Genomic DNA, 14,060 nt, shown 5'->3' on the forward strand with positions numbered 1-14,060 from the left:
ATGTGGAAAAATTTACTTGATTGGATCGAATATCGAATTCCAATGATGCGCGTTGCTAATATGCATGCGCTTCAATATCCTGCACCTAAAAACATGAATTTTTGGTATGTTTTTGGTTTTATCGCGACAGTTGTTTTAGTCAATCAAATCGTTACAGGTATTTGGTTAACTATGAACTACAACCCAAGTGCAGAAGGTGCATTTGCATCTGTTGAATATATCATGCGTGATGTTGATTATGGCTGGGTGTTGCGTTACATGCACTCTACAGGGGCATCTGCTTTCTTCGTCGTTGTTTACCTGCATATGTTCCGCGGTATGATGTACGGCTCTTACCAAAAACCACGTGAATTACTATGGTTATTTGGTATGTTCATCTATTTGGCTCTAATGGCTGAAGCTTTCATGGGGTACTTGCTACCTTGGGGGCAAATGTCTTATTGGGGCGCTCAGGTTATTATTTCTTTATTTGGGGCAATTCCTGTTATCGGTGATGATTTAACGTTATGGATTCGAGGTGATTATGTTATTTCAGGGGCCACGTTAAACCGTTTCTTTGCTTTGCATGTAATTGCACTGCCATTAGTTATTGTTGTTTTAGTCTTCTTGCACATTGTCGCATTACACGAGGTGGGGTCAAATAACCCTCAAGGGATTAATATCAAACACCCTAAAGGGTCACTAAAAGAAGAAGAAAAAACTAAGCATAAAATCCACGAATACTATACGTCTAAGTACGATATTATTGATGATGTAGTGCCTTTCTTCCCTCATATTGTATTAAAAGATTTGGTTGCGTTTACTATTTTCTGTGCAGGTTTTGCATATGTCATGTTTTTTAATCCAGAGATGGGCGGTTTTTTCCTTGAGCCACCAAACTTTGAGCCAGCAAACTCGTTAAAAACTCCTGAGCATATAGCCCCAGTATGGTACTTTACGCCTTTTTACGCCATTTTACGTGCGGTTCCAGATAAGCTATTGGGCGTGCTTTTAATGTTTGCTGCAATTGTTATGCTTGCGTTATTACCTTGGTTAGACCGTTGTAAAGTGCGCTCAGTAAAATACCGTTGTGGTTTACATAAAATTAATTTAGCTGTTTTTGTGATCAGCTTCGTTATTTTAGGTTGGTTAGGGATTAAACCTGCAACACCTACTTATACGTTAATGTCTCAATTCTTCTCATTTACTTACTTTGGCTTCTTCGGTCTATTGTGGTTGTATAGTAAAAATGAGAAAACTAAGCCGTTACCAGCGAGAATTTCCAAATGAAGAAACTATTAGTAGCATTGATTGCCTTATTGCCTAGTTTAGCTATCGCAGCAGGTGGAGGCTTTAGTTATCCGTTAGAGGAAGCTCGAATTGATTTAGAAGACAAAGCATCGTTACAACGTGGTGCTGCGTTATTTATCAACTATTGTTTGGGCTGTCATCAAACTCAATACCAAAGATATCAACGTACGGCTGAAGATTTGGGTATTCCACTAGATTTGGCAAAAGATAATTTAATTTTCAGCGACCAAAAAATTGGTCAAAAAATGACAAATTCAATGCCAAAAGAAGGTTCAGCTGCATGGTTTGGTAAACAGCCACCAGATTTAACTTTGGTTGCTCGTGTTCGCAGCCCTGACTGGATCTATACCTACTTAAAAACTTTTTACGTTGATACTAATAAAACATTCAATGTAAATAACGCAGTATTTAAAGATGTAGGTATGCCTCATGTGCTTCAAGATCTACAAGGAACACAAGAAGCAGAAATGGTCTACGATACCGTACATGGTAAAGAAACTTTGGTTGGCATTAAACTGACCCAAAAAGAACCTGGTTCATTAACACCTGAAGAATATGATCAGGCCGTTAACGACTTAGTTAATTATTTGGAGTATGTTGGTGAACCTTCTAAGTTAGATAGCCACCGAATAGGTACTTGGGTACTCGTATTTTTAGCTGTATTTTTTGTCTTCATTTATTTATTGAAGAAAGAATATTGGCGTGATGTACACTAAGTAGGTCTTAGTGTGCAGCAAAAATTAAATTGGGGGCGATAGCCCCCATTTTGTGTTTATACAAAAGGCACTGACGGTTAAATCAAAAACTGTTATCCTATGTCTATGTCATAAGCAAACCTAAATGGTGAGCTTATTGTTTGTTACTTTGGAGGATTTTCATGGCTGTTGCTGCCAATAAACGTTCGGTAATGACCCTATACGCAGATGCGACGTCATTACATAGCCATCAAGTTCGTATTGTTCTGGCTGAAAAAGGAATTAGTGTCGAGATTAAGTTGCTTGATCCAAATAACAAACCGGAAGAGTTATGGGAGTTAAACCCATATGGCTCAATTCCGACGTTAATTGACAGAGAGCTCGTATTATATCAATCAAATATTATCATGGAATATTTGGATGAGCGTTTTCCTCACCCACCATTAATGCCCGTTTACCCGGTTGCCCGTGGTAGCAGTCGATTAATGATGTATCGTCTTGAAAATGATTGGTACAAGCTGATTGAAAGAATAGAAAATGGGAGCGGTGAAGATGCAGCATCAGCTCGTTCAGAGTTACGCGAAAGCATTTTAGCCATTGCGCCAATCTTTAATGAAACACCTTACTTTATGAGCGAAGAATTTAGCTTAGTTGACTGTGTTTTAGCGCCGTTATTATGGCGTTTACCTAAATTAGGTATTGAGTTAATTGGTCAAGGTAGTAAAGAAGTTAAAGAATACATGGCACGTGTATTTGAGAGAGAATCTTTCCAAGCGTCATTAACTGACGAAGAAAGAGATATGAGACACCAATAAGCGCTGAGTTTTATAATGAAAATGACCTCATGTAAACCTTATCTAGTTCGTGCAATTTACGACTGGATAATGGAAAATAAATGCACGCCGTATTTATTAGTGGATGCAGAATTTCCAGGGGTTCAAGTCCCTTTTGAATTTGTTAAAGATGGCCAAATTGTCTTAAATATTTCATCAGGGGCCACAGGTGGCTTGATGTTAGGCGATGAGGAAATTGAGTTTAATGCCCGTTTTGGCGGTGAACCTAGACATCTTATTGTTCCTTTATCGGCTGTGCTTTTTATCTACGCAAAAGAAAACGGTGAAGGTATGCCGTTTCCGCCAGAGCCTAAACCAGAAGTTTCTGAGCAAGCAGATGAACCTAGCTTAACCTCTGTAGATGGTCAAGCTGGTTCAAATAATGCAGATACCTCAGATAAAGGCCGAGACAAGCCAGCTAAAGTGAGTCACCTTAAAGTCATTAAATAATTTATATTATAAAGTGAAAAGCCAGCTGAAATGCTGGCTTTTTTGTTTTTGGTATAGGTTAAATTTTTGACTTTTCAGTATATGGAGGCCACCCCATGGCTTTTCCTGCTAACATATGTAAATGAATATGGTAAACCGTTTGTCCGCCGTTTTCATTGCAGTTCATCACTACTCGGTAGCCTTCATCAGAAAACCCATTCTCTTTAGCCAGTTGAGCCGCTACCACATATAAATGGCCGATTAACGCTTTATCTTCATTCTGTATATCATTAATGGTAGCGATAGGCTTTTTGGGAATAATTAAACAGTGAAAAGGGGCTTGAGGGTTAATATCTTTAAAAGCCAGTGTGAGTTCATCTTCGTAAATAATATCGGCAGAGATTTCTTTATTAATAATTTTAGTAAAAATAGTATCGCTGGACATAGTAGCTCCTTGCGGTTAGCGTAATAAATTAAGAGTTCAGATTAACTCAATCGATTATTTTGATTAGCAGATATCGTTAATTAGTTTACTATAATAAATATCTTAGAACATATTTTTAAAACATAATCAAAAGAGTGGAATAGAATATGACGCAACATTTTGACTTTTTAGCTATTGGTGGGGGTAGTGGTGGTATTGCAAGTGCAAACCGAGCTGCAAAATTAGGGAAAAAATCCGCAGTTATTGAAGCTAAGTATGTAGGCGGCACTTGTGTGAATGTTGGTTGTGTACCTAAAAAAGCCATGTGGTACGCTGGCCAGATTGCAGACGCGATGAAATACGCACCTGATTATGGTTTTTCATTATCTGATATTTCACTTAATTGGGGAAAGTTAATTGAAAATAGGCAAGCTTACATTGACCGTATTCATGCTTCTTACAGTCGTGGATTTGAATCTAACGGTGTTACTTTAATTAATGGTTTTGCTAAATTTGTTGACGCCAAAACAGTAGAAGTAAATGGTGAAAAAATTACCGCTGATCATATTGTGATTGCAACGGGCGGTTATCCTGCTATTCCGGAGATTCCGGGCGCCGAGCATGGTATTACTTCTGATGGTTTTTTCGAATTACATGAACAACCTAAACGAGTAGCCGTTATTGGCGCTGGTTACATTGGCGTTGAGCTCGCTGGGGTAATGCATGCGCTTGGCTCTGAAACTCATCTTATCGTTCGTAAAGAAAAACCGCTTAGGGAGTTTGATCCTATTTTGGCTGATACTTTAGTTGAAGTGATGGAAACTGAAGGACCAAAACTTCATAACTTCTCTAACCCTACAGCAATTCAAAAACAAAGTGATGGCAGCTTGGTGGTTGAGTTTGATAACGGTGAATCATTAACGCCAGTTGATTCAGTGATTTGGGCTGTCGGTCGAAAGCCCGCCACTGAGCAAATTAATTTGAGTGTGACTGGTGTTGAATTGGATCAAAAAGGTTTTATTCAAACAGATGAGTATCAAAATACTAATGTGGCGGGTATTTATGCGGTAGGCGACAATACAGGCAGAGCCGCTTTAACACCAGTAGCTGTAGCAGCAGGTAGGCGGTTATGTGAGCGTTTATTTAATAACAAACCAGAGAGTAAACTAGACTATAATGATATTGCAACTGTGGTATTTAGTCACCCTCCAATCGCGACTGTTGGTTTAACTGAACCAGAAGCAATTGAAAAATATGGTAAAGATAATATTAAAGTTTATCGCTCGCAATTTACTGCTTTATATCAGGCAATGACTTCTCACCGACAGCCAACTAAAATGAAATTGATTTGTTTGGGAGAAGAAGAAAAAATCGTTGGTATTCATTCCATTGGTTTTGGCTCAGACGAGCTAATTCAAGGTTTTGCGGTTGCCTTTAAAATGGGCGCAACCAAAGCTGATTTTGATAACACGGTTGCTATTCACCCAACAAGTGCCGAAGAATTTGTTACCATGTAGTACTTTATTGTCGTTACAAAAAAGCAGAAACTCACTTAAGTTGGTTTCTGCTTTTTATTTTTTTACGTATATTATTCTTACCCACTTCCTGCCTAATATTTCATTTTTATTTTGATATTTTGTGTTTGCTTAGTTGATTCTTTGCATAAATTTATGCATACGTATGCATAAACTGACGCTTTTATAACCTGTTTTTTTTGTGAATAAAAATTAAGACACAATCTTAACTTATTGTTTTTTAATTGTTTTATGGTTTATTTTATTTTTGCTTTATGTGTTAAAAATGTAAATCTTGTAATTTTTGTGTTTATGAATACGTATGCATTTGTTTGTTGTTAGTCCTACTCCAAGGCTAATATAAAGTTAAGTTTGAAGCGGTTGAGCATCAAGCACATACACACTTAGATTCAATTTGTCGATACGGCAGGGGATAACACATGAAACAATTTAAACCGAGTTTATTAACGCTGGCTTTAGCGACTTCAGGGTTAATTTCAGCTAACAGTTATGCTGCAGAAAATGATGGTGCTGAGAATGAAGTTGCAGAAGTCATTCAAGTACGTGGTATTCGTGGTAGTTTAATGCGCGCACAAGCGGTGAAAATGGATAGTACCTCTGTCGTTGAAGTTATTTCAGCAGAAGATATTGGTAAATTGCCAGATTCATCTATTGCTGAGTCATTAGCTCGTTTACCAGGTTTAGCTGGTGAACGACGAAATGGCCGTACCAGTGGCTTATCTGTACGAGGTTTTAAAGAAGACTATGTTGGAACGACATTAAACGGTCGAGAAGTATTAGGTATAGGTGATAACCGTGGTGTGGAGTATGACTTGTACCCATCTGAAATTATGAGCGGCGTTACTGTTTATAAATCACCAAACGCAACCTTAACAACTCAAGGGGTTGGCGGCACCGTCGATTTACAAACAGCCCGTCCGTTGACATCAGAAGCTTATATGGCTGTTAATTTAAATTATGAAATGAATGGCAAAAAATCTGCAAATTCAGATTTTGATGACAAAGGGCACAGACTAGCCCTAAGTTTCTCTGACAAGTTTGCGGATGATACAGTTGGGTTAGCTTTATCTATCGCTTCGACATCTTCACCAAGCCAAGAAGAGCAATTTCGCGCTTGGGGCTATAATGATGCAGATCCTGCGAATTTTGCTGACGATGTAAACGTAGCAGAAGACTCAACCGTTAAATTTTTTAATGGCCAAGATTCATATGTTCGCTCTGCTGTATTGGAAAGAGATACTTTTGCAGGGGTTTTACAATGGGCACCGACAGAAGATTTAACGATCTCGGTTGACGCACTTTATATAGACTTTCTTGAAGAAGAAGTTAAACGGGGTGCCGAGGAACTCTTAGGTAATGATTATGTGATTAATGCGATTGAAGGTAACGTGGCAACAGATGTTACTTTTAATGACGGCTTCCACTCTGTTATACGTAATGATGCTCGTGTTAAAGAAGCAAAATTAAAAGCGTTAGCGACCAACTTTGATTATCAGTTAAATGCCGATTGGAATTTAAAGCTTGATTTGGCTCGTTCAGAAACGGATAAAACATTAACAGATATAGAAAGCTATTCAGGTGTAGGCCGTTCAGGTGCAGGTGATAAACCAAAAACCATTCGTTCATATCAATTAACATCAACTGGCGCGACTTTCTCAGATCAACCCGGCTCACCTGATTTAGGTGATTTTGATCTAATTAAGTTAGCAGGTCCTCAAGGGTGGGGCGGCTCACTAGCGCCATATGCAGACACAGCGTTTGCAGATGACACTTATACTTATTTTGATGGTCAGGATGGTTTTGTAAACGAGCCAGTTTTTGATGAAGAACTCACAACACTTCGCTTAGATGCGATTGGTTACATTGAGTGGGGGATTTTTAATCAAGTTAGCTTTGGTGCGCATTATTCAGATCGCAGTAAAACTAAAGACAATGGCGGTTACTTTTTAACAGCACCAAATTGGCCAACCGCAGCAGCCATTCCTGATGAGTACCGAGTCGGTACTGCAAATTTAGATTTTATCGGTGACGTTTCGGTGGTTGCTTATGATAGCATTGGTATGTACCAAGACGGCTTTTATACAAAATACGATGCAGCTGAAACAGAGCCTGATCGTGAAGGTGATAGCTATACAATAGATGAAACCTTAATTACTTTGTTTACAAAATTAGACTTAGAAGCTGAGGTAGGTGATATTTATGTGAAAGGTAATCTAGGTGTCCAAGTTGTAAATACGGATCAATCAAGCTCTGGTAGAACTTCGTTTATTGACCCTGCAAACCCAGGTTTTGTTAAATTGGAAGATGTCAGTGACGGCGCTGAGTATACAAAAGTATTGCCTAGCTTAACGCTAAACTTTGAACTGACAGATGATCAAATTGTTCGTACAGCCATCTCAAAAACTTTAAGTCGTCCTCGTATGGATGACCTTCGTCCAGGTAGTGGTAAAAAGTTCAAATTTAATGCAGATAATGTAAAAGAAACGACCAATGCTAAAAATGGTCCTTGGGAGTCAAAAACGGGTAACCCAACTTTGCGTCCAATTGAAGCAAATCAATTTGATTTAGCTTATGACTGGTATTTTGCGGATGACGGTTTCTTATCTGCGGCTTTCTTCTTTAAGGACATCACTAATTGGCATAAAAATGTCGAAGTGGTAGAAGATTTCTCTGAGTTTTACATTGAAGATTATCACTTTGTAATCGAAGATGGAGAACAAGTTAAGCCAACACTATTTGACGGCATCTCATCAACTCGAGCTGATGGTTTAACTGGTTATGTTAGAGGCTATGAGTTGCAAGCAACAGTGCCCATGAGCTTAGTGTCAGATACTTTAGATGGGTTTGGTATTGTAGCGAGTGCTGCATTTACACAAGGCGGTTTAAGTGATGGCTCTGCAATCCCAGGCTTGTCTGAAGAAAGCTATCAATTAACAGCTTATTATGAAGTTGGTGGTTTTGAATTTAGAGTATCTGGCCGTAAACGTAGTGACTTTACAACGGAAACTTATGGTGGCAGTTTGGCTCTTACACCAACTGAAGATGCAGGTTCAGAACTCTGGGATGCGCAAATCAGTTATGACTTTGGTAAAGCAGGTATTGAAAGTTTAGAAGGTTTATCTATCTCACTTCAAGGCCAGAATTTAACGGATGAAGATACGGTTCAATTTGCAAATGGTGATCCGCGTCAAATTACCCAATACCAAAGTTTTGGAGCGAACTACTTATTAGGTCTTAATTACAAGTTTTAATGACAAGTTTTAATTTAGCCTAAGTCTTTATTTAACTTATATTAAAAACCCTGCTAGCCTTTTTAGTAGGGTTTTTTTTTGGATAAAATAATGGATAAAACAATTCAAAAAGTAGTGATTGTTGGTGGTGGGACCGCAGGTTGGATGACAGCCGCCATGCTGAAAAAAATATTGGGTAATACAATTGAGATTGAGCTTGTCGAATCAGAAACGATTGGCATAGTCGGAGTTGGCGAAGCGACCATTCCGCCTATTCAGATCTTTAACCAAGTATTAGGTTTGAATGAAGCTGAGTTTTTAAAAGCAACTCAAGCGACGATCAAACTCGCCATTAAATTTGATAATTGGCGTGTCAATGGCGAATCTTATTATCATACATTTGGTGCCCCAGGCAAAAGTTTGGCTTTTTGTCCTTTTCATCACTTCTGGTTAAAGGGAAAAGCATTGGGTATTCAAGATGACATATGGCAATATGATTTTAACTACTGGTGTGCAAAGCACAATAAGTTTGCCAAGCTAAATGCTCAAGACCCTGTTTATGATTTGCCTTATGCTTATCATTTTGATGCCACCTTGTATGGCCAATATTTGCGTCAATTTAGTGAAAATTTAAAGGTTAAGCGCACTGAGGGCATTATTAAAAAAGTTAATACGAACTCAGCTACAGGGTATGTGGAAACGCTTCAGCTTGAAAATGGTGAGTTAATTAGTGGCGATTTGTTTGTTGATTGTTCAGGCGCAAGAGGGCTATTAACACATAAAACATTCAACACAGGTTATGAAGACTGGAGTCACTGGCTGCCTTGTGACAAAGCTGTTGCGGTACCGTCTGAACGTTTTGTGCAAACCTTACCTTATACCCGTTCGATAGCCCATAAAGCGGGCTGGCAATGGCGGATTCCTTTACAACATCGAAACGGCAATGGGCTGGTTTACTCCAGTCAATATTATACGGATGATGAAGCGGAAAATTTATTGCTTAATAATTTAGAATCTAAACCCCTAGCCGCCCCTAAGTTTATTCAGTTTAGAACTGGGAGAACACTCAAACAGTGGAACCGAAACGTGGTTGCGATTGGGTTGTCTAGTGGTTTTTTAGAGCCTCTAGAATCTACCAGTATTTATTTGATTCAATCGGCAATTGTGCGTTTGTTAAAGCTGTTTCCGCATCAAGGCATTAATGATGAATTGGTTGGTGAGTATAATCGGCAATCAAAGCTTGAATATGAATTAATTCGTGATTTTATTATCCTGCATTATCATCAAAATGAACGCACAGATAGCCAATTTTGGTTAGACATGCAACGGATGGATGTGCCCAGACGTCTTAAACAAAAAATGGCACTTTTCAAACAAAATGGTAGCGTATTTCAAGATCAATTAGATATCTTTTTAGATTCATCCTGGATTCAAGTGATGCTAGGGCAAGGGATTGAACCGAACGATTATCATCCATTAGTCAATGCGTATTCAGATGAGCAATTAATTCAGCTATTGGTCAATATGAGAAATGCTAAAGCAAATCCGGTTGAATCAATATCAACCCATGATGAATTTTTGAAAAGCATGGTGTAATCAGCAATGGATAATAAAATTTCACCAACTGCAATAAAAAAACGCTTAGTCATACTGGGGGGCGGTACCGCAGGTTGGATGGCTGCCAACCTATTTGCAAAAGAGTTGTCAGAATTTTTTGATATTTATGTCGTTGAGTCGCCCGAGATTGGAATTGTTGGTGTTGGTGAGGGGTCAACGCCAACACTAAAACGGTTTTTTGAGATGCTGAACATCGCTGAATTTGAGTGGATGGCAAAGTGTAATGCAACTTATAAAACAAATATCCGTTTTACTGGCTGGAGTCCGCAATCTGGCGTCAGTAATTACAGCCATCCTTTCACGACCCAGGTTGACGTTTTTACTAAAAAAGCATTTCAAGTAAATTGTTTAACCCGCCGATTAGGCTTGAATGTGAATACTAAGCCTGAAGATTTTTTCTTAAATGGGGTTTTGGCGAAGCAAAATAAACAACCAGTTTCGCCAGAGCACTTTCCATTCAAAATAGAATATGGTTATCATTTTGATTCTTATTTGCTGGGACAATTTTTAAAAGAACATGCGATTAAACTGGGAGTGACTCATTTACAGCAAAAAGTGATTGATGTTGAGCAAACAGTAAGTGGTGATATCGCAGCGTTATTACCCGAACAGGGTAGTAAAATTATAGGGGGCTTTTTTGTTGATTGTACCGGGTTTGCTAGTCTCCTGATGCAAAAAACACTCAATGTCGGGTTTAAATCTTTTAAAGATAATTTATTTAACGACTCGGCTGTTGTTGTACCCAGTACCATGGATGATAAGGCCTTGGTAGAAACTCAATCTATCGCACTTTCAAATGGTTGGGCCTGGAAAATCCCACTAACAAACCGCTACGGCAATGGGTACGTTTATAGCTCTGATTTTATATCAGCAGAACAAGCGCAAGCTGAATTGTTAAATTTAGTTGGCGAATCAGCCAACCAAGACAAAATTAAACATTTAAAAATGCGAGTGGGTCAACTGGAGGCGCATTGGAAAAATAACTGTATTGCACTGGGGTTATCTCAAGGGTTTATTGAGCCATTAGAAGCCACCGCGCTTCATTTAGTTCAGGTTTCTATTGAGTTGTTTATTCAGCACTACAAAGAAAGCGAGTCTACTCAACATCAGCAAAACTATAATACAAAAATTAAAGACCGATTTGAGCGTGTCAGAGATTATATTGTTGCTCATTATAAATTAAATACTCGAATAGATAGTGAGTATTGGCGAGCCAATCAAGCTAATATGGTTTTGTCAGAGTCGTTGCGACACATTTTAGATGTTTGGTTTAGGCGTGGCGATATTGAAAAAGAAATTGAACGGCAACAATTGCAAACTCACTTTAATGCACAATCTTGGCATTGTTTGTTAAGTGGTTATGGCGCTTACCCTCCGCTTGCCAAAAAACAACCCGCCTTAGGTAAAGGGGATTTATATCTGGAAGAAAATATAAAGTCTTTTTTAGACCGTTGTGCATTAAATTTTTAAATAGTGAGAATGAATCAATTCAGTTTGACCGGAGGCAAAACAGGATTGATTCGGTATTGGGACGAGCCAATTATGATATTCCTGGTTTAACCAGTATTCAACCGCTTGAACTATTTTGGCAAAAACCTTGTGTGGTCGACTCTGAATTTTTTGAAGTTTATAAAGAGGCGTTAAAAGCGCACACGCAAATTAATGGCAGTTTTTATCGCAATATAGATTTAACTTGTACCCAAGTAATCGAATATTTACAATTAAATCAGGTTAAAGTTGAAAATGTGTATCAAGCTCCAACTCAAGTTGACGTTATAGAAAAGCCAGCTGTCATTGAACAAGCCCCATTAAGAGCTGTTAATTAAGTTAATTTAACGGCCCGTTAAATTAACTTAAAAAAGCAGCTTGTTTTAAGCTGTATTTTATCGATTGAATGGTTACAATGCTTATTCTTAGCTCGAACAGGCGCTATTAATCAATATGTTAGTTAAGGCTGCATCGCTTCTTATTATTAACATAAAAAAGTTAGCCTAATTCTATCGCTCTAACTCTTATATTTTAGGCCACATAAACTATGTCTGAACAACTAACCAGTCAACAAATCGAATTTGCGTTTTACCGTGAAGTTGCGGAAAATAAAATGCTTTATACCATTATTGATGATAAAGGTATTCCAACACCCACAAATAGTGAAGGCGAGTTGGTGATGCCTTTTTGGTCTAACCAACAAAATGCACTTAATTTTATTGAGCAAAGCTCTGGCTTTAATGGGTTTAAAGTATTTGAAGTAGACTGGGAAACTTTTAGTGAAAAATGGATTCCTGGCATTGCAAAAGATGATTTAATGGTAGGGTTAAATTGGCAACAGGCAGAAGCTGAAAACTGTGTTAGTGAAGTTGAACTGCTTCTGCAAGGTGTGGTTCAGTGTTTAAAATCTCAGCCTATTAAACGAAAATAAACTTTTAATACATGTGCAAGTCAACTTAAACAGTCCCTTTTTTAATGAGAAATAAGTAGGGCTTTTCGTTGGTTTGCATCGCCACTAACGTGTGATCCATAAACCGACAAAAACTGGGTATATCTCGTGTGGTTGATGGATCATCTGCTTTAATTAATAACGTTTCACCAGTGGGCATTTTCCGTACTGCTTGTCTTAGCATCATCACGGGTTCAGGGCATAATAAGCCTAGCGCATTTAACTGGTGATCGGCTTGTTCAAATGGGTTCATTACGCTTATTTCTGGATTTCTAAAATGAGTTGCTTAGTTTAATCACCCTTGCCGTGATATCCAAGTCAAATGCGCTTAAATTGAGGTTTTAATGAAAAAATTATTAGTAATAGGTTATGTATGGCCTGAACCTAATTCATCAGCAGCTGGTCGCTACATGCTAAATTTACTCCATTTTTTTATTAAATTAGATTATAAAATTATTTTTGCGAGTCCCGCAGCAGAAAGTGATCACAGATACCCCTTTGAGCAGTTGGGCATTGATAAAGCGGAGATAAAACTTAACTCAAGTTGCTTTGATGATTTTATTACAAAGCTTAAACCGGATGTGGTGTTATTTGATCGCTTTATGATGGAAGAGCAGTTTGGCTGGCGAGTGGCTAAGCATTGCCCTAAAGCTATCCGAATGCTCGACCTGGAAGATTTACAGTCTCTTAGAAAAGCCCGTAAAACCGCGCTTAAACAGCAACGAGAAGCAGATTTTAGTGATTTTCAATCTGACATAGGTTTGCGCGAAATCGCGGCCATATGGCGTGTTGACTTAGCTTTTGTTATTTCACGTTACGAAATGTCACTGCTGATTAATGAGTTCAACCTGCCTGAGCAAAAACTGTTTTATTTACCTTTTACCTTGGAGAAAGTGCCAGCCTTATCTGCGTTAGTCTCTTTTGAGCAAAAGCAAGATTTTATTTGTATTGGTAATTTTCGGCATGAGCCAAATTGGGATGCGGTGTTATATCTAAAAGAGCATATCTGGCCTAAAATTCGTGCCCAATTAAAAACGGCTCAGTTACATATCTATGGTGCTTATCCACCTAAAAAAGCAACCCAATTACATAATGAAAAACAGGGTTTTTTGGTAAAAGGCTGGGCAGAAGATGCGATGAAAGTTATGCAACAAGCCAAAATTTGTTTAGCGCCACTTAGGTTTGGTGCCGGTTTAAAAGGTAAACTCTTTGAGGCAATGTTAGCTGGTACGCCTAGTGTAACAACCTCAATAGGGGCTGAAGCTATGTCAGCTGAGTTGCCTTGGCCAGGCGCAATTTATGATGATGTTGACAAGTTTGCAAATGCTGCGGTCCAATTATATCAAGACGAAACTCAATTTCGAGCGTGCCAAGCACAAGGGTTAGACATTTTAGCGACTGAGTACTTAAGCCAAGCTTACTTTAGTCAGTTTGAAGCTAAATTAGAGCACTTAGCTGAACAGTTAACGCAACACAGAGCTAATAACTTTATTGGGAATATGCTAATGCACCATTCAATGAAAAGTACACAATATATGGCTCAGTGGATTGAAGCAAAAAATAAATAACT

At 38.4% G+C, this 14,060-nt stretch carries 13 protein-coding genes; 11 read left to right on the forward strand and 2 right to left on the reverse strand.

Annotated features, from left to right (window positions below; all coding sequences use genetic code 11):
- The 4 genes from OLW01_RS01630 to OLW01_RS01645 all read left to right on the forward strand — a co-directional run bounded on the left by OLW01_RS01630 (position 1) and on the right by OLW01_RS01645 (position 3,268).
- On the forward strand, positions 1-1,269 hold the full coding sequence (locus tag OLW01_RS01630; protein ID WP_268074896.1) for a cytochrome b: 1,269 nt from the start codon (positions 1-3) through the stop codon (positions 1,267-1,269).
- The gene (locus OLW01_RS01635) at positions 1,266-2,006 is read left to right on the forward strand and encodes a cytochrome c1 (protein ID WP_268074897.1); all 741 of its coding nucleotides are present in this window, start codon (positions 1,266-1,268) and stop codon (positions 2,004-2,006) included. The genes OLW01_RS01630 and OLW01_RS01635 overlap by 4 nt, the downstream gene beginning before the upstream one ends.
- 161 nt (positions 2,007-2,167) lie before the next feature.
- The gene (sspA, locus tag OLW01_RS01640) at positions 2,168-2,800 is read left to right on the forward strand and encodes a stringent starvation protein SspA (RefSeq protein ID WP_268074898.1); all 633 of its coding nucleotides are present in this window, start codon (positions 2,168-2,170) and stop codon (positions 2,798-2,800) included.
- A gap of 21 nt (positions 2,801-2,821) precedes the next feature.
- Positions 2,822-3,268: a ClpXP protease specificity-enhancing factor gene (locus OLW01_RS01645; protein WP_268076132.1), complete on the forward strand. Its 447-nt coding sequence runs from the start codon at positions 2,822-2,824 to the stop codon at positions 3,266-3,268.
- 58 nt (positions 3,269-3,326) lie between these two features.
- Here the strand turns inward: OLW01_RS01645 and OLW01_RS01650 are convergent, their stop codons facing one another.
- Positions 3,327-3,692, reverse strand: coding sequence for a histidine triad nucleotide-binding protein (locus OLW01_RS01650; protein ID WP_268074899.1), 366 nt, complete (start codon positions 3,690-3,692; stop codon positions 3,327-3,329).
- 146 nt (positions 3,693-3,838) lie between these two features.
- Between OLW01_RS01650 and gorA the strand changes: the two genes are divergently transcribed.
- The 6 genes from gorA to OLW01_RS01680 all read left to right on the forward strand — a co-directional run bounded on the left by gorA (position 3,839) and on the right by OLW01_RS01680 (position 12,472).
- Positions 3,839-5,188 carry a glutathione-disulfide reductase gene (gorA, locus tag OLW01_RS01655; RefSeq protein WP_268074900.1) on the forward strand — a complete coding sequence of 450 codons (1,350 nt, stop codon included), beginning with the start codon at positions 3,839-3,841 and terminating at the stop codon, positions 5,186-5,188.
- Positions 5,189-5,625: 437 nt separating this feature from the next.
- The gene (locus OLW01_RS01660; RefSeq protein WP_268074901.1) at positions 5,626-8,457 is read left to right on the forward strand and encodes a TonB-dependent receptor; all 2,832 of its coding nucleotides are present in this window, start codon (positions 5,626-5,628) and stop codon (positions 8,455-8,457) included.
- A 90-nt stretch (positions 8,458-8,547) separates the two neighbouring features.
- Positions 8,548-10,032: a tryptophan halogenase family protein gene (locus OLW01_RS01665; RefSeq protein ID WP_268074902.1), complete on the forward strand. Its 1,485-nt coding sequence runs from the start codon at positions 8,548-8,550 to the stop codon at positions 10,030-10,032.
- A gap of 6 nt (positions 10,033-10,038) precedes the next feature.
- Complete coding sequence (locus OLW01_RS01670; RefSeq protein ID WP_268074903.1) at positions 10,039-11,523, forward strand: tryptophan halogenase family protein; 1,485 nt, start codon at positions 10,039-10,041, stop codon at positions 11,521-11,523.
- Between the two features lie 56 nt (positions 11,524-11,579).
- On the forward strand, positions 11,580-11,879 hold the full coding sequence (locus OLW01_RS01675) for a capsular polysaccharide export protein, LipB/KpsS family (protein WP_268074904.1): 300 nt from the start codon (positions 11,580-11,582) through the stop codon (positions 11,877-11,879).
- 209 nt (positions 11,880-12,088) lie between these two features.
- Positions 12,089-12,472, forward strand: a complete 384-nt coding sequence (locus OLW01_RS01680; protein ID WP_268074905.1) for a DUF2750 domain-containing protein — start codon at positions 12,089-12,091, stop codon at positions 12,470-12,472.
- A gap of 25 nt (positions 12,473-12,497) precedes the next feature.
- Here OLW01_RS01680 and tusA read toward each other — a convergent pair whose 3' ends face one another.
- Entirely contained in the window at positions 12,498-12,743 is a 246-nt protein-coding gene (gene tusA, locus OLW01_RS01685) for a sulfurtransferase TusA (RefSeq protein ID WP_268074906.1), read from the reverse strand.
- A gap of 91 nt (positions 12,744-12,834) precedes the next feature.
- Here tusA and OLW01_RS01690 point away from each other — a divergent pair, with 91 nt between their 5' ends.
- On the forward strand, positions 12,835-14,058 hold the full coding sequence (locus OLW01_RS01690; RefSeq protein ID WP_268074907.1) for a glycosyltransferase: 1,224 nt from the start codon (positions 12,835-12,837) through the stop codon (positions 14,056-14,058).
- Positions 14,059-14,060: the final 2 nt, after the last annotated feature.

Origin of the sequence: Catenovulum adriaticum, from assembly GCF_026725475.1 — a bacterium.
Classification (GTDB): domain Bacteria; phylum Pseudomonadota; class Gammaproteobacteria; order Enterobacterales; family Alteromonadaceae; genus Catenovulum; species Catenovulum adriaticum.